The 16,362-nt window shown below is 73.0% G+C and carries 13 protein-coding genes; 7 read left to right on the forward strand and 6 right to left on the reverse strand.

The window, feature by feature from the left end; genetic code table 11:
* Positions 1-139 precede the first annotated feature (139 nt).
* The 3 genes from ACFC51_RS16480 to ACFC51_RS16490 all read left to right on the forward strand — a co-directional run bounded on the left by ACFC51_RS16480 (position 140) and on the right by ACFC51_RS16490 (position 5,711).
* Positions 140-3,598 carry a DNA polymerase III subunit alpha gene (locus ACFC51_RS16480; protein WP_376529305.1) on the forward strand — a complete coding sequence of 1,153 codons (3,459 nt, stop codon included), beginning with the start codon at positions 140-142 and terminating at the stop codon, positions 3,596-3,598.
* Entirely contained in the window at positions 3,595-4,593 is a 999-nt protein-coding gene (locus tag ACFC51_RS16485) for a hypothetical protein (RefSeq protein ID WP_376373367.1), read from the forward strand. Before ACFC51_RS16480 ends, ACFC51_RS16485 begins: the two co-directional genes overlap by 4 nt.
* Before the next feature lie 227 nt (positions 4,594-4,820).
* The gene (locus tag ACFC51_RS16490) at positions 4,821-5,711 is read left to right on the forward strand and encodes an esterase/lipase family protein (protein WP_376373364.1); all 891 of its coding nucleotides are present in this window, start codon (positions 4,821-4,823) and stop codon (positions 5,709-5,711) included.
* A 47-nt stretch (positions 5,712-5,758) separates the two neighbouring features.
* Here ACFC51_RS16490 and ACFC51_RS16495 read toward each other — a convergent pair whose 3' ends face one another.
* From ACFC51_RS16495 to ACFC51_RS16510, 4 genes are all read right to left on the reverse strand, one after another.
* Positions 5,759-6,796, reverse strand: a complete 1,038-nt coding sequence (locus ACFC51_RS16495) for a lytic polysaccharide monooxygenase (protein ID WP_376529308.1) — start codon at positions 6,794-6,796, stop codon at positions 5,759-5,761.
* Positions 6,797-7,017: 221 nt separating this feature from the next.
* On the reverse strand, positions 7,018-7,728 hold the full coding sequence (locus tag ACFC51_RS16500) for a hypothetical protein (RefSeq protein ID WP_376529309.1): 711 nt from the start codon (positions 7,726-7,728) through the stop codon (positions 7,018-7,020).
* A gap of 94 nt (positions 7,729-7,822) precedes the next feature.
* Positions 7,823-9,397 carry an alkaline phosphatase D family protein gene (locus tag ACFC51_RS16505; RefSeq protein WP_376373356.1) on the reverse strand — a complete coding sequence of 525 codons (1,575 nt, stop codon included), beginning with the start codon at positions 9,395-9,397 and terminating at the stop codon, positions 7,823-7,825.
* 126 nt (positions 9,398-9,523) lie between these two features.
* Positions 9,524-10,222 carry a response regulator gene (locus ACFC51_RS16510; protein ID WP_376529312.1) on the reverse strand — a complete coding sequence of 233 codons (699 nt, stop codon included), beginning with the start codon at positions 10,220-10,222 and terminating at the stop codon, positions 9,524-9,526.
* Between the two features lie 139 nt (positions 10,223-10,361).
* Here ACFC51_RS16510 and ACFC51_RS16515 point away from each other — a divergent pair, with 139 nt between their 5' ends.
* Genes ACFC51_RS16515 through ACFC51_RS16530 form a run of 4 tightly spaced genes read left to right on the forward strand, consistent with a single transcriptional unit; the run spans position 10,362 to position 14,870 of the window.
* Entirely contained in the window at positions 10,362-11,345 is a 984-nt protein-coding gene (locus ACFC51_RS16515; RefSeq protein WP_376529314.1) for a Bug family tripartite tricarboxylate transporter substrate binding protein, read from the forward strand.
* Complete coding sequence (locus ACFC51_RS16520; RefSeq protein WP_376529316.1) at positions 11,342-11,878, forward strand: tripartite tricarboxylate transporter TctB family protein; 537 nt, start codon at positions 11,342-11,344, stop codon at positions 11,876-11,878. The genes ACFC51_RS16515 and ACFC51_RS16520 overlap by 4 nt, the downstream gene beginning before the upstream one ends.
* Before the next feature lie 3 nt (positions 11,879-11,881).
* Entirely contained in the window at positions 11,882-13,369 is a 1,488-nt protein-coding gene (locus tag ACFC51_RS16525; RefSeq protein ID WP_376529318.1) for a tripartite tricarboxylate transporter permease, read from the forward strand.
* 34 nt (positions 13,370-13,403) lie between these two features.
* The gene (locus tag ACFC51_RS16530; RefSeq protein WP_376373344.1) at positions 13,404-14,870 is read left to right on the forward strand and encodes a trifunctional class I SAM-dependent methyltransferase/NUDIX hydrolase/VOC family protein; all 1,467 of its coding nucleotides are present in this window, start codon (positions 13,404-13,406) and stop codon (positions 14,868-14,870) included.
* Between the two features lie 80 nt (positions 14,871-14,950).
* Here ACFC51_RS16530 and ACFC51_RS16535 read toward each other — a convergent pair whose 3' ends face one another.
* The gene (locus tag ACFC51_RS16535; protein WP_376373342.1) at positions 14,951-15,451 is read right to left on the reverse strand and encodes a DUF402 domain-containing protein; all 501 of its coding nucleotides are present in this window, start codon (positions 15,449-15,451) and stop codon (positions 14,951-14,953) included.
* Entirely contained in the window at positions 15,432-16,352 is a 921-nt protein-coding gene (locus ACFC51_RS16540; RefSeq protein WP_376529321.1) for a GNAT family N-acetyltransferase, read from the reverse strand. Before ACFC51_RS16540 ends, ACFC51_RS16535 begins: the two co-directional genes overlap by 20 nt.
* Positions 16,353-16,362 lie beyond the last annotated feature (10 nt).

A 16,362-nucleotide genomic window follows, 5' to 3' on the forward strand; every position in this document is an offset into this window, starting at 1 on the left:
GAGGGCGGTTTCCGTGCAGGCGGGACGGGCCGAATGGCGGAGGGGTGGCCGCGCACCCGGTTATCGTACGAACGTTCGAAACTTGGTCTATGGTGGAGAGCGAGGGGGTGGCGAGTACGGATCGGTCCAGGAGGTGCGGATGCCAGGGTTCACGCATCTGCATACCGTTTCCGGGTTCTCCCTGCGGTACGGGGCGTCGCACCCCGAGCGGCTGGCCGAGCGTGCCGCCGAGCGGGGGATGGGCGCCCTCGCGCTGACCGACCGCGACAGTCTCGCCGGCGCGGTCCGCTTCGCCCGGGCCTGTGAGAAGGCCGGGATCCGGCCGCTCTTCGGGGCGGAGCTCGCGGTGGCACCGCAGCCCGGGGGAGGGGGAGCTGCACGCAGGCCGCGCACGCCGGCCCGTGGGGGTTCCTTTGTCGATGAATCGGCACCCCGGGCCACCTTTCTCGCCCGGGACGGCGCACGGGGCTGGGCCGAGCTGTGCCGGCTGGTCACCGCCGCCCACACCTCCGACGCCGGCGGCCCGGACGCCGGCCGGCCCCTGGTCGGCCGGGACGCGCTGCCCGCCGAAGGGCTCACCGTGCTGCTCGGCCCCGCGTCCGAGGTGGGCGCCGCGCTGGCCGCGGGCAGGCCGGACCGGGCCGCCGCGCTGCTCGCCCCCTGGCGGGAGATCTACGGCGACGCCCTGCGCCTCGAAGTCGTCCACCACGGCCGTGGGGGCACCGGCCCGGGGTCGCTGCGGCTCGCCGCCCGTACGGTCGGCCTCGCCGCCGAACAGGGCGTGCGGGCCGTGCTGACGAACGCCGTCCGGTACGCCGACCCCGGGCAGGGACCCGTCGCCGACGTGCTCGACTCGGCGCGCAGGCTCGTCCCCGTCGACCCGCGCCGCTCCCCCCTCGACAGCGGGGAGCGCTGGCTCAAGGACGCCCGCGCCATGCGGGAGGCCGCCGAGCGGATCGCCTCCGCCGCGGGGCTCGGGCAGGGTGCGGGGGAGCGGCTGTTCGAGGAGACCCGGCGCACCGCCGACGCCTGCGTCGTCGATCCGGCGGGCGACCTGGGGCTGGGCAGCGTCCACTTCCCCGAGCCGCGTCTCGTCGGGGCCGGGCTGCGCACAGCCCAGCGGGTGCTGGCCTCACGCGCCGCCGCGGGCATGGTGCGGCACGGCTACGACCGCAGGCGCGACTACTGGGAGCGGATGCACCACGAGCTGGACATCATCGGCCACCACGGCTTCGCCACGTACTTCCTGACGGTCTCCCAGGTCGTCGACGACGTGAAGAGGATGGGCATACGGGTCGCGGCGCGCGGTTCCGGGGCCGGATCCCTGGTCAACCACCTGCTCGGGATCGCCCACGCGGACCCGGTCGAGCACGGACTGCTCATGGAGCGCTTCCTGTCCGAGCGGCGCTTCGTGCTGCCCGACATCGACATCGACGTGGAGTCGGCCCGGCGCCTGGACGTCTACCGCGCGATCATCGGCCGCTTCGGCGCCGAGCGGGTCGCGACCGTCTCCATGCCCGAGACCTACCGGGTGCGCCACGCCATCCGCGACGTCGGTGCCGCGCTCTCCATGGACCCGGCCGAGACCGACCGGCTCGCCAAGGCCTTCCCGCACATCCGTGCCAGGGACGCCCGCGCCGCGATGGAGGAACTGCCCGAGCTGCGGGCCGTGGCCGGACGGAAGGAGAGGTACGGCCGGCTATGGGACCTGGTGGAGTCGCTGGACGCGCTGCCGCGCGGCATCGCCATGCACCCGTGCGGGGTGCTCCTCTCGGACGACTCGCTGCTGCGGCGTACGCCGGTCATGCCCACCAGCGGCGAGGGCTTCCCGATGGCGCAGTTCGACAAGGACGACGTGGAGCACCTCGGGCTGCTCAAGCTCGATGTGCTCGGCGTGCGGATGCAGTCGGCGATGGCGCACGCCGTGACGGAGGTGAAGCGGGCCTCCGGGCAGGAGATCGACCTGGACGCCGTGCCGGAGGGCGACCCGGAGACGTACCGGCTGATCAGGAGCGCCGAGACGCTGGGCTGCTTCCAGATCGAGTCGCCGGGCCAGCGCGACCTGGTCGGGCGGCTCCAGCCCGCCACCTTCCACGACCTGGTGGTCGACATCTCGCTGTTCCGGCCGGGGCCCGTCGCCGCCGACATGGTGCGGCCGTTCATCGAGGCCAGGCACGGCCGCGCGCCCGTGCGCTATCCGCACCCCGACCTGGAGGACGCGCTGCGCGGCACCTACGGGGTGGTCGTCTTCCACGAGCAGATCATCGAGATGGTGAACATCATGACCGGCTGCGGGCGCGGCGAGGCCGACCGTGTGCGGCGGGGGCTCTCCGACCCCGAGTCGCAGGCCCGGATCAAGGCCTGGTTCGCCCGGCGTGCGGCGGGGCGGACGTACGGTGCCGAGGTGATCGCCCGCGCCTGGGAGATCATCGAGGCGTTCGGGAGCTACGGCTTCTGCAAGGCGCACGCGGTCGCCTTCGCCGTGCCGACGTACCAGTCGGCCTGGCTCAAGGCGCACCACCCGGCGGCCTTCTACGCCGGGCTGCTCACCCACGACCCCGGGATGTACCCGAAGCGGCTGCTCCTCGCGGACGCGCGGCGGCGTGGGGTGCCGGTGCTGCCGCTGGACGTGAACCGGTCGGCCGCCACCCATCGGATCGAACTGGTGTCTGGCGACAACGGTGATAAATGGGGATTGAGGCTGGCGCTCTCGGACGTCCACGGCATCAGTGAGGCCGAGGTCGCCCGGATCGAGGCCGGGCAGCCCTACACCTCGCTGCTGGACTTCTGGCAGCGGGCCAGGCCAGGGAAGCCGGCCGCCGAGCGGCTGGCGCAGGTCGGCGCGCTGGACGCCTTCGGCGCCAACCGCAGGGACCTGCTGCTGCACCTGTCCGAACTCCACCGCGCCCAGCGGAGCTCCGGCTCCGGCGCGGCGGGCGCCCAGCTCCCGCTCGGCGGCGGACACCGGACCGGCACCGTCGGGCTGCCCGACCTCAACGACGCCGAACGCCTCAGCGCCGAGCTCGGCGTCCTCAGCATGGACGTGTCCCGTCATCTGATGGGCGATCACCACGCCTTCCTGGAGGAGCTCGGCGCGGTCTCCGCCAAGCGGCTGCGGGAGGCCGCGCACGGGGAGACGGTGCTGGTCGCGGGCGCCAAGGTGGCCACCCAGACCCCGCCGGTCCGCTCCGGCCGCCGGGTCATCTTCACCACCCTGGACGACGGTACGGGCCTGGTCGACCTCGCCTTCTTCGACGACAGCCACGCCGCCTGCGCCCACACCGTCTTCCACTCCTGGCTGCTGCTCGTGCGCGGGGTGGTCCAGCGGCGCGGCGCGCGCAGCATGAGCGTGGTCGGCTCGGCGGCCTGGAATCTGGCGGAGCTGGCCGAACTCCGGGACACCGGCGGCCTCGACGCGGTCGCGGCACGGCTGGCGGAGGAGCCCGCCGCCGGCGAGGAGGAGGCGCCGGACGACGGCCGCCGCATCCAGCTGCCGACCGGCTACGAGATGAACCCCTGGTCCGACCTCCAGCCGGCCGGAGAGGGGACGCCCACCGGAAGGAAACTGTGGCACCGGAGCCAGGGGAGCGCGGGATGAGCGACCAGCCGGCCGTCCTGTGCCTGCGGTTCCGCCGGATCGGCGGCGGACCGCCGGACAGCGCGGGATACGAGGGACTGCTCGCCCTCCTCGGGGCGTTCACCCCGGTCGTCGAGGCGGCCCCGCCCGGCGCCGCGCTCGCCGACGTCGGGGGCGCGCTGCGCTACTTCGGGCAGGACGTGGCCGGCCTGGCCTCCGTGATCCGGGTGCGCGCCCTCGCCCTGCACGGCGTGGACTGCGCGATCGGGGCGGCCGCCAACCCCATGCTGGCCAGGATGGCGGCGCGCCGGGCGGCGGGCGGGACCACCTTCGTGGTGCCCCCGGGCGAGCACGCCGGGTTCCTCGCGTCCCAGCCCGCCGCGGCGCTGGACGGCGTCGGGGCGGCGACCGCGCGCACCCTGTGCGGTTACGGGCTCGACTCCATCGGCCGGATCGCCGACGCGCCACTTGCCACCCTGCAGCGGATCACCGGGGTGCGGACCGGGCGCGAGCTGTGGGAGCGGGCCAACGGCATCGACCGTACGCGGGTCGTCCCCAACGCGGCCGCCCGGTCGGTCGCGGCCGAACGCTCCTTCCCCCGCGACGAACTGGACCCGGAGCAGCACCGCCGCGCGCTGCTCTCGCTCACCGAGGAGCTGGGTGCCAGGCTGCGCGTCGACGGGCAGGTGTGCCGCTCGCTCGCGGTCTCCGTGCGCTACGCCGACCGGACCGGCTACGCGACGCTGACCCGCAGCCGTACGCTCACGGAGCCCACCGCCCACTCGGTGGCGCTCACCTCGCTCGCGTACCGGATTCAGGACTCGTTCGCCCTGCAGCGGGCGCGGGTGAGGGGGATCGGGCTGCGGGCGGAAGGGCTCCACGACGCGGAACGCGCCGCCCACCAGCTCACCTTCGACCCGGTGGACGAACGGGTGCGGAGGATCGAGGCGGTCGCCGACGAGCTGCGGGCCAGGTTCGGTCCGCAGGCCGTGAAGCCGGGGCGGCTCGCGGCCTGACCCCGGCGTGGCTCGCGGCCCGGTCCCGGGGCCGCTCGTAGGCTGGGACCGCGCGGTCCCGCCCTCGCCCGGCGCACCGGAATCTTTTTACCGACGCGTAACTTCCCCAGCAACCTTACTCATGCGTAATTTGGCATGAGCACGTAGAGAACAACGTAGTTCGCTGTGGTCCGGACCGCAGGGCGCACCGACATCGCAACTCCCTTGAGCCGCAAGGAGAACACCCGATGCTGCCCTGGACCCCCGCCCCGCGCGCCCCACGCGCCCGCCGAACGCTCGCCGCGCTGCTCCTCACCCTCGCCGCGCTCGTCGCCCCCACGGCGGCCGCGACCGCCGCTCCCGCGCAGGCCGCCGCTCCCTCCCGTGGATGGAACGACTACTCCTGCAAGCCGTCCGCAGCCCATCCCCGCCCGGTCGTCCTCGTCCACGGGACCTTCGGGAACTCGATCGACAACTGGCTGGTCCTCGCGCCGTACCTCGTCAGCCGGGGCTACTGCGTCTTCTCGCTCGACTACGGCCAGCTCCCGGGCGTGCCGCTCTTCAACGGACTCGGCCCGATCGACAAGTCGGCAGGACAGCTCGACGTCTTCGTCGACAAGGTGCTCGGCGCCACCGGCGCCCCGAAGGCCGACCTCGTCGGCCACTCCCAGGGCGGGATGATGCCCAACTACTACCTGAAGTTCCTCGGGGGCGCGGGGAAGGTGAACGCCCTCGTCGGGATCGCCCCCGACAACCACGGCACCACGCTCCTGGGCCTCACGAAGCTGCTGCCCTACTTCCCCGGTGTCGAGGACCTCCTCACCACCAACACCCCGGGTCTCGCCGACCAGGTCGCCGGCTCGGCCTTCATCACCAAGCTCACCGCGGGTGCCGACACCGTGCCCGGGGTCCGCTACACCGTCATCGCGACGCGGTACGACGAGGTCGTCACCCCGTACCGCACGCAGTACCTCGACGGACCGAACGTACGCAACGTCCTGCTCCAGGACCTGTGCCCGGTCGACCTGTCCGAGCACGTGGCGATCGGGACCATCGACAGGATCGCCTTCCACGAAGTGGCGAACGCCCTCGACCCGGCGCGCGCGACCCCGACCACCTGTGCCTCGGCCGTGAGCTGAGAACGCGCTGCCGGGCCCCCGGTGACGGGGGCCCGGCAGCCGCGTGATCAGGCGCGGTGCGCGCCGCCCGAGGACCGCCGCCGGACCGAGACGAACAGGGCGCTCGCACCCAGGGCCAGCGCGGCGGCTCCGCCCATCGCGAGGTACGAGGTGCTGCCGCTCCCACCGGTCTCGGCGAGCGCGTCGTCGCCGGGCACGGCGCCCACCGGGGAGGCGGCGACGTCGTTCGGCTCGGGCGCGTTCGCCCCGGTGTCCTCGGCCTCGGCGGCGGGGGCCGCTTCGGTGACCTCCGCGCCGGTCGCCGCGTCGTCGTCGCCATGGCCGCCGTGCTCGACGGACGACTGGCCGGCGCCCTCGTCGATCTCCTCCTCGGACGGGGCGGAGGCGGCGGGTGCGGTAGCCGCCTCCGCGGAGTCCTCGCCGCCGCCGGAGCTCTCACCGCCGAAGACCACGTCGGAGCAGGCGTAGAAGGCCTCCGGGGAGTCCGACCGCTGCCACACCGTGTAGACCAACTGCCGTCCGGACGCCTGCGGCACGGTGCCGTCGAAGACGTACGACCCGTCCACCAGGGACGGGTCGGTGGCCGTGGCGAACGGCTTCTCCTGGAGGTCCGACCACTTCAGGGGCTGCGACGGGTCGTAGCTCGCCTTGGTCAGGTACAGCTCGAACGTGCCCTTGTGCGGAGCGGTCGCCCGGAACCTGAAGGTGTGGCTGCCCGCCTTCATGGGCGTGGACGGCCAGTCGGCGCGCGGCAGGTCGAGCCCCTTGAACTTGTCGTTGCCGGCGCTGCACAGCTTGCCGTCCGGGATGAGCTGACGGTGGTTGCCCGCCGCGTTGGCGATGTTCACGCCGTTCCAGTCGTACAGCGCCTGGGTCCCGCCGGCCGCCACCGCCGCCTTGCACGCCGCTGACTGCGGGTTCTCCGGTCCCTCCGCGAAACAGGCCGAGACCCGGCTGACCGGGTCGCTCAGCGAACCGTGCGCGGCGGCCGGAGCGGCGGCGAGCCCGGTCAGCGCGAGCGGTGCGACGCCGAGCGCGACGATGCTTCCGGCAACCCTGCGGCGGGCGGTGGTGAGGACGGCCATGGTGGTGGTTCTCCTTCGGCGGCACGGCTGTCGACTGCTGTCGACCAGGTCTGGTGATCAGCAAACTAGCCGCCGCGGAGAGGGGATCCGGGCGTGAAAAGGCGCAGGTGGGGATCGTTATGGTCGTCTTAAGGGACGGTTAGGGGAGGGCTCAGGAAGGCGCCGGGAGCGACGGGCGTCCGCGCAGCCGGGGGACCCGGTGGACAGGGATCACCGCAGCCTCATCTCCTCCCCTTCCAGGACGACAGGACGGAGACCTCCGCGTCCGGGGCCAGCCGGAGGCCGGCCAGGGCGAGGAATTCGGGAAGCGCGATCTCCCCGTCGTCGGTGCCGTCGTTCCACAGGGTCCAGAGCCTGGAACCGCCGCCCAGGTCCCAGGTGTCGGTGTCCTCGCTCGGGTGCTGCTCGACGGTGCCTTCGCCGTGCCGGTAGCGGAAGTAGAGGTACTGGCCCTCCGTCGTCCAGGCGTCCCACTGCGAGGGGCTGGCCAGGCAGGTCCGTACGGCCCGTGCCACGGTCACGTCCTCGTGGAGGCGCGCCTCCACCTCGCCCAGGTGGCGGTCGTGGGCGACGACCAGTTCGCCGTCGAGGACGAGTACGCGGACGTTCCCGTCAGGGAACTGGAACGTGAGGCCGGCCACCAGGTCGCTGCCGTCCTGCCGGTGGCGGATCTCCCGGACCGAGCGGATCGGCGTACCGATGAAACGGGCCATGGCGGGGTCCTGCCCGGCCGCCGGTACAGGGGCGACGCCGGCAGGCGGGGCGGCCGTCAGCAACAGGGCGGAGCCCTGCGGCACGAGGCGGACCGGGGCCTGCTCCTCCGTGCGGAGCACCAGGGACGACGAGTTGCCCACCGGACCGTCGTGCGAGAGGGCCGCGCCCAGCAGGCGCTTGCCGAGCAGGTCGCAGAGGTACGGCTCGTCGTCGCTCATGCGCAGATGGTCGCACCGTCCTTGCCGGGGGGAAACCGGATTAGGCCGCCGGGCAGCCCCGACGGGACCGCCCGGCGGCGTGGACGACGGCGGGTCAGACCTGGACTCCCGGGGTCCCGTCCTCCACGACCACGCTCGCGCGGGTGCTGATCGTGGCGTCCGGCTTCGTCACGAAGGGCAGGACGCGGAAGTCGGTCGTCCAGCGTTCCCGGTTCACGGTGACGCGTGCGTAGCCGCGCTGGCTGTTGAAGAACTTCATGTGCGGGTTGGCCGCGAGGAACGTCTCGCCCTGGGCCGTCATGTCGGCCCCGTCGCCGCCGCTCGTGATCGAGGTGCCCACGAACTCCGATCCGACCGTCGCCGACTCCGGGTCGGCGTAGTCGCGCTTGAGGTCCCAGGCGTAGTTCTGGTGGCGGTCGCCCGTGACGACGACCAGGTTGCGCACACCACGGGTGCCGGCCTCCGCCAGCAGCCGGTTGCGCTCGGCGACGTAGCCGTCCCAGGGGTCGGTCCAGACCGTCGTGCCGGCGCCGGGGTCCTGGTCGGTCTGGCCCATCGGCGCCTGGTTGCCGAGGATCTGCCAGCGTGCCTGGGACCGGCTGAAGCCGTTGAGGACCCAGTCCCGCTGCCGGGACCCGAGCAGCGTGCGGTTCTCGTCGAAGCGGTCGGCGCAGTCGGACGTAGTGCCGTCGCCGCACGCCTGGTCGTCACGGTACTGACGGGTGTCGAGCATCGTGAAGTCGGCGAGCCGGCCGTACGGGAGCCGGCGGTACATCTGCACGTCGGGGCCGTCGGGCAGCTGGGTGCGGCGCAGTGGCGCGTGCTCGTAGAGGGCCTGGAAGGCGGCGGCGCGGCGCAGCAGGAAGGTCTTCGGGTCCTCGTTGTTCTCGGAGGTCTCGTCCGCCCAGTTGTTCTCCACCTCGTGGTCGTCGAAGGTCATGATCCACGGGAAGGCGGCGTGCGCCTCGCGCAGCGGCGCCTCGGACTTGTAGAGACCGTACTGGAGGCGGTAGCGCGCGAGGTCGATGGTCTCCGTGTGGAACTTCGGATCGGTGGTCACCCCGCGCTTGTTCGTCTTGACGCCGGACTCGTACAGGTAGTCCCCGAGGTGCACCACCAGGTCCAGGTCCTCCTGCGCCATGTGGTGGTACGCCGTGAAGTAGCCGTCCTGCCAGGCCTGGCAGGAGGCGAAGGCGAACGTGAGTTCGCGCGGGGAGTGCCACGGCGCGGGCGTGGTGCGTGTGCGTCCCACGGGGGAGATCGACGAGCCGGCCTTGAACCGGAACCAGTACGTGCGGTCCGGCGCGAGCCCGTGCACCTCGGGGTGGACGGAGTGCGCGAGTTCGGGGGACGCCACGACGCTGCCGCGGCGCACGACACGGCGGAAGCGCTCGTCGAGCGCCACCTCGTACGCGACGCTGACGGGCTTCGCCGGCATCCCGCCCATGCCGTCCTGGGCGAAGGGGTCGGGCGCCAGGCGGGTCCACAGCACGAAGCCGTCCGACGCCGGGTCCCCCGAGGCGACGCCCAGGGTGAACGGATCACCCTTCAGAGGGGGTGCGGCGAACGCGGACTGCGCCTCCCACGCCCCCGTCCCGAGCATCAGCGCTGCGGCTGCGGCTCCGCCGAATCCGAACATCTGCCTGCGGGACACGGAATGGGCGACCACGGGTCCTCCTCGGTTGATCTGCGCCGACGGGAACCACGGTGCCGGGGGTTGATGTCATGCTCACGCGCAACGTATGGCCGGGGGCCGAGCGATACGTGAACAGGACAGCCATACGGCCGGAGCGGCTCAGGGCACCGCGCGGTAACGCCGTTCCGGGCGGCCCGTGCCGCCGTACCGCAGGGACACCTCGGCCCGCCCCGTCACCGCGAAGTACTCCAGGTAGCGGCGCGCGCTGACCCGGGACAGGGCGCCGGCCTCGGCGCACTCGGAGGCGGAGAGGCCTGCCGGGTGGTCGCGCAGGACGCGTTCGACCAGGTCCGCGGTGTGGGCGGCCAGGCCCTTGGGGAGTTCACGGGAGCCGGGCGGGCGCGTGCCGAAGATGCGGTCCACGTCCTCCTGCCGGGCCTCCCGGCGGGACTCGTCCAGCGTCTCCAGGCGGTGGCGCAGCGAGGCCACGTGCTGCAACTGCTCCTGCAGCGCCGAGCGGTGGAAGGGCTTGATCAGGTAGTGCAGGGCGCCCGCCCGCAGGGCCGCCCTGACCACCACGGCGTCGCGGGCGGCCGTGATGAAGAGGGCGTCCGCGCTGTGGCCGCCGCCGTCCCGTTCCTCCGCCGCGCGCAGCTCCCGCAGGACCTGGATGCCGTCCATGTCGGGGAGGTAGATGTCGAGCAGGACCAGATCGGGACGCAGGCTGCGGGCCGCACGCAGGGCGTCGGTGCCCGTGTGGGCCACGCCCACGACCGTAAAACCGTCCAAGGCGGACACATACCGGCTGTGCAGCTTGGCGACCATGAAGTCGTCGTCCACCACCAGCACTTTCGTCACGCCGACACGGTAGGGCGCGACCACAAGGACCACAACGTCCATTGGTTGCGGAACGGCGACAGCTCGCCGGCGCGCGGGCAGCATGTGGGCCACCTCACACCCGTACACACCCCTCCACGCGGACGAAAGGCGGACACCGGTGCGACTGCGCACTCCCCTCGCCCTGTTCGGGGCAGCGCTGCTGGTGGTCGTCGGGCCGCCCCTGCTCTCCTCGGGCAGCGGCTCCGACACCGGCACGCAGATCCCCGGACTGCGCTTCATGGTTCCCAACACACCCGGCGGCGGATACGACATCACGGCCCGCACCGCGGCGAAGAACGCCGAGGACGCGGGACTCACCCATGGCATCGAGGTGTTCAACCTGCCCGGCGCGGGCGGCACCGTCGGGGTGACCCGGCTCGTCGCCGAACACGGGAACGGCAAGCTGGCCATGTCCATGGGCCTCGGTGTCGTGGGCGCCGTGCGCACCAACAACTCGCCCGCGACCCTGGCCGACACCACCCCGATCGCCCGGCTCACCGAGGAGCAGGACATCGTCGTCGTCGCGAAGGACTCCCCGTACCGGACGATCGGCGATCTGCTGACCGCATGGAAGAAGGACCCGGGGAAGATCCCGGTCGGCGGCGGGTCCTCGCCGGGCGGACCCGACCACCTGGCGCCGATGCTGATGGCGAAGGCCGCCGGGATCGCGCCCAGGGAGGTCAACTACATCCCCTTCGACGGCGGCGGCGAGCTGCTCGCCTCGATCCTCGGCAACAAGGTCGGCTTCGGCGTCTCCGGTGTCGGCGAGTACCTCGACCAGATCGAGGCCGGTGAGCTGCGGCTGCTCGCCGTCACCGGGCCGAAGCGGGTCCCGGGCCTCGACGCGCCCACGCTCCGCGAGGCCGGCCTCGACACCGACTTCACCAACTGGCGCGGCATCGTCGCCCCGCCCGGGCTCTCCGAGGCCGAACGGGACAAGCTCGTCGGGCTGGTGAGCGAACTGCACGACTCGAAGGAGTGGCACGACTCCATGGGGAAGAACGGCTGGGACGACGCCTTCCTCACCGGCGACGACTTCGGCGCGTTCCTGGACGGACAGGACCGCCGTGTCGCCACCGTCCTCGAGGAGCTGGGACTGTGAGCGACGGGACCATCCCCACCCCCACCCGCCCCGCCGGCGCGCGCGCCTGGCTGCGCGAGCACTCCGAACTCGGCGTCTGCGTCCTGCTGCTCGTGCTGGGCGTCCTCGTCCTGACCGACGCACTGACGATGAGCGTCGACCTCACCCAGCGCGGGCCCGTCGGCCCGAGGACCGTCCCCGTCGTCGTGGGCATCGGACTGCTGGCCGTCGCCGTGCTGCTGGCCGTCGACGTCCTGCGGGGCGGCCGCGGCGAGGCGGAGGCCGGCGAGGACGTCGACCTGGACGAACCCGCGGACCGGCGCACCGTCGCCCTGCTCACGGGCGTCTTCCTCGCCTTCGCCGCTCTCATCGGTCCGCTCGGCTTCCCGGTCTCCGGCGCCCTGCTCTTCTGGGGCTCGGCCTACGCGCTCGGCAGCCGCCACCACGACCGCGATCCGCTCATCGCCGCCGGACTGTCCCTGGTGACCTACGTCGTCTTCGACAACCTGCTCGGGGTGCCCCTCCCGGGCGGCCCGCTGATGGGGGTGCTCTGACCCATGGATTCCCTCAACTCCCTCGTCGACGGCTTCGGCACGGCGCTCACACCGGTCAACCTGCTCTGGGCCGCGCTCGGCGTCCTGCTCGGCACCGCGATCGGCGTGCTCCCCGGCATCGGCCCCGCCATGGCAGTGGCCCTGCTGCTGCCCGTGACGTACGGACTCGAACCGACCGGCGCCTTCATCATGTTCGCCGGGATCTACTACGGCGCGATGTTCGGCGGCTCCACCACCTCGATCCTCCTCAACACCCCGGGGGAGAGCGCGGCCGTCGTCGCCGCGATCGAGGGGAACCCGATGGCGAAGGCCGGGCGCGGCGCGCAGGCGCTCGCAGCGGCCGCCATCGGCCACTTCGCCGGCGGCATGATCGGCACGGTCCTGCTGGTCGTCCTCGCCCCCACCGTCGCCTCGCTCGCCGTCGACATCGGCGCCCCCGACTACTTCGCCCTCATGGTGCTGGCCTTCATCGCCGTCACCTCCGTCCTCGGCTCCTCACGGATCCGCGGCCTCGCCTCGCTGCTCATCGGCCTCACCATCGGCCTCGTCGGCCTCGACCAGATGACCGGCCAGCAGCGGCTGACCTTCGGCTCGCTCCAACTGGCCGACGGCATCGACGTGGTGATCGTGGCGGTCGGTCTCTTCGCCATCGGAGAGGCCCTCTGGGTCGCCGCACACCTGCGCCGCACCTCCGGGAAGCCGATCCCCGTCGGCCGCCCCTGGCTGGGCCGGGACGACGTACGGCGTACCTGGAAGTCGTGGCTGCGCGGCCCGCTCATCGGCTTCCCGTTCGGCGCGATCCCGGCGGGCGGGGCGGAGATCCCCACCTTCCTCTCGTACGTCACCGAGAAGCGGCTCTCCCGGCACCGGGACGAATTCGGCAAGGGCGCCATCGAGGGCGTCGCCGGACCGGAGTCCGCGGCCTCCGCCTCCGCCGCCGGAACCCTGGTCTCCATGCTCACGCTCGGCCTGCCCACCACGGCCGTCGCCGCGGTGATGCTGGCCGCCTTCCAGCAGTACGGCATCCAGCCCGGCCCGCTCCTGTTCGAGCGTGAACCCGAGCTGGTCTGGGGCCTGATCGCCTCGCTCTTCGTCGGCATGGTGCTGCTCCTCGCACTGAACCTGCCCCTCGCACCGGTGTGGGCGAAGCTGCTGCGCATCCCGCGCCCCTATCTCTACGCGGGCATCCTGTTCTTCGCGGCGGTCGGCGCGTACGCCGTCGGCGGAGAGGCCGTCGACCTGGTGATCCTGCTGGTGATCGGGCTGATCGGGTTCGGCATGCGGCGCTACGGACTGCCGGTGCTGCCCGCGATCATCGCCGTCATCCTCGGCCCGTCCGCCGAACAGCAGCTGCGTCGCGCCCTGCAGATCAGCGACGGCAGCGCGGCGGGACTCGTCGACACGCCGTTCTCCGTGACCGTGTACGTCGTCGTCGCGCTGATCCTCGCGTGGCCCCTGGTGCGGAAGGCGCTGGGGCTCGGTCGGGCATGACGGACTGTCGGTGGCGGCTGAGAGGATGTCGGGCATGACCACGATCGACTGGGACGCCGCCGCCGACTCCTTCGACGAGGAGCCCGACCACGGGCTCCTCGATCCGGTGGTCCGCAGCGCCTGGGCCCGGAGGATGGAGACCTGGCTGCCCACCGCGCGCTCCGCGGTCCTCGACCTCGGGTGCGGTACGGGCACCCTCTCCCTGCTCGTCGCCGGGCAGGGCCACCGGGTCACCGCCGTCGACCGGTCCCCGCGCATGGTGGAGCAGGCGCGGGCCAAGCTGGCGGGGACCGGCACCGAGGTGCTCGTCGGCGACGCGGGGCACCCTCCCGTCGGCAAGCAGCGGTTCGACGTGATCCTCGCCCGGCACGTGGTGTGGCTGCTGCCCGATCCCGCCGCGGTCCTCCGGCACTGGTTCTCGCTGCTGCGGCCGGGCGGGCGGCTCGTGCTGATCGAAGGCGTGTGGAACGGCACCGGGCTCAGCGCCGCCCGCCTCACCGAGCTCCTCGCCGCGCACACGGAGCGCGTCCACCACGAGCCGCTCTCCGGCGACCCGCTGCTCTGGGGCAAGGAGGTCGACGACGAGCGGTACGCCCTGGTGGCCCGCGCCGAGCCGCCCCTCCGGCACCGCGAGGTCGTCGACGTCCACCTGATCCTGCGCAGGGGCTCCGACGTGCTCCTCGCCCGGCGGTCCGGTACGGGATACGCGGACGGGCTGCTCCACGCCCCCTCCGGTCACACCGAGGACGGCGAGGACGTCCGGGCGGCGATGATCCGGGAGACCGCCGAGGAGATCGGCGTCGAGCTGGATCCTGACGAGCTGCGCGTCGCGCTGGTCATGCAGCACCGGGGTCCGGGCGGCAACCCCCGGATCGGCTGGTTCTTCGAGGCGTCCTACGACCCCGCCCGGCCGCCCCGCAACGCGGAGCCGGACAAGTGCTCCGAGCTGGACTGGTTCCCGCTGGACGCGCTGCCCGACGACATGGTCGCGTACTGCCGTGCCGGCCTCGACGGATACCGCGCCGAGCAGCGCTTCCTGATCCACTGGCACGAGGACGGCGACACCGTGGCCCACGCCCCGCGCGCGGTGCGGCGCGCCGTTCCGCTGCCCGTGGCGGCGGCCCCCACCGGCCGGCTGCACCACGTCGAGCTGCGGGTGCCCGACCTCGTGGTGGCCGAGGCGGAGTGGGGATGGCTGCTGGGTCTGCTCGGTCATGTCCCGTACCAGCGCTGGGCACAGGGCCGGAGCTGGCGGCGCGGCGACGGCTATGTGGTCGTCGAGGAGTCGTCCGGCCCGCCCACCGCCCCGCGCCGCGGCGCCGGCCGGCTGGCCTTCCACGTCGGGGACCGCGCCCAGCTGGACATCCTGGTGGCCCAGGCCCCGGACCACGGCTGGCGCCTCCAGGCACCGGACTGCCATGTGTACGCCGACGGCGCAGGGCCCCACGTCGCGCGCCTGGCGAACACGGCGGGAGACGAGGTGGAGCTGGTGGCGCCGTAGGCCACCGTCCGGACCGGGTGGGGGCGGGGCCCTCCGCACCGCGGGCGGGAGGGGCGCCCGAGGAGCCGGAGGGGCGGGGATCAGCGAAGGAGCCCCGCGAGTCCCTCCGTGCGGGCGAGGCGCTCCAGGTCGTCCAGGGCCCGGACGGCTGCCCGGGCGGCCACGGGATCGCGGCCGGCGAGCCCGCTCTCCTCGAACTCGTCCTCGTCCAGGCGCAGTACGGACCTGCCGTCCGCGGACACCCACAGATCCAGGTCGAGGTCCTCGACCAGGAGTTCCGTGCCGCGCAGCACGGCGGGCCGGGTGATGTCGCAGTACCAGCCCTTCAGCTCCCCGCCACCGGTGCGGACCTCCTTCACCGCGTACCACCGGTCGCGCCAGTAGTGCTCGGTGAGGACATCGCCCGGCTCGAACCGCACGAATCCGAAGTCCCGGACGCCGGGGGCCGCCCACGGCGCCCGTACGGTGATCCGGGTCCCGTCGTCGCCGACCTGCTCGGCCGGATAGCGGATCTTGGTGCGGCCTCCCTTGACCAGGGCCACCGTCAGGAGGGAAGCGGGCTCAGCCGATGGTGCGGACATGGCGTACCTCCGTGGCGCAGATCTCGTAGCCGAACCAGCGGTTGACCGCCAGCATCGGGCCGTTGGCCGCGTCGTTCCCGGTGTAGGCGTCGGTGTACCCGGCGGCGCGCGCCCGGTGCAGAGAGTCGTTCTTGGCGAGCTTCGCCAGACCCCTGCCACGGAAGGCGCGCACGGTGCCGGTCATGGCGGACCAGTAGCGGGTCAGCCCGTCGGTCTCCGCCGCGCTGAACGCCGCGATGCGCCCGTCCACGGTCACCACCGACGTGAGCGCGTGGTCGAAGCCGGGCCGCCGCCAGGTCGAGTCCAGCCAGTTCTGGTAGTCGGAGAACTCCACCGGGGTGTCGCTCGGCTCGTCCGCGGTCGTCTCCGCGTCGGCCTCGAACAGCGGGCGCGGGTCGTCCGCGAAGTCGGCGGCCGTGAGCAGGGCGACCCCGGCGGGGAGTTCCCGGAGAGGCGGCAGAGGACCGTCCGTCAGGTCGAGGCGGAGGAAGTGCGCCGGTCGTCGCGCCGAGTATCCGCGCTTCGCCGCGAAGGCGCGGTGCGCGGGTTCGTCGAGCACCCACGTGTACACGTCGGTCGCCCCGGCGGCGGCGAGATGCTCCTCGCCTGACCGCACCAGCAGCGACCCCGCGCCCCGGCCCCTGCGGTCCGGATGGACGTACGGGTTGCAGAATCCCTGCCCCGGCTTCGGGTTCTCGTGGGAGATGCCCACCTGCGCGGTCCCGATCACCTCGCCGTCATCCTCGGCGACCAGCAGGCGGTACCGCCGGTCGGGATGCGCGTCGGCGAGGTCGCTCAGGACCTGCTCGGGAGTCGTCACCATGTACGGCAGCGCGGCGCGCCGTACGTGGACCCACGCCTCCGCGTCGGCAGGCAGGAAGTCACGCACGAGGACTGTCATGGGCGGACGC

Origin of the sequence: Streptomyces sp. NPDC055962, from assembly GCF_042270185.1 — a bacterium.
GTDB lineage: Bacteria > Actinomycetota > Actinomycetes > Streptomycetales > Streptomycetaceae > Streptomyces.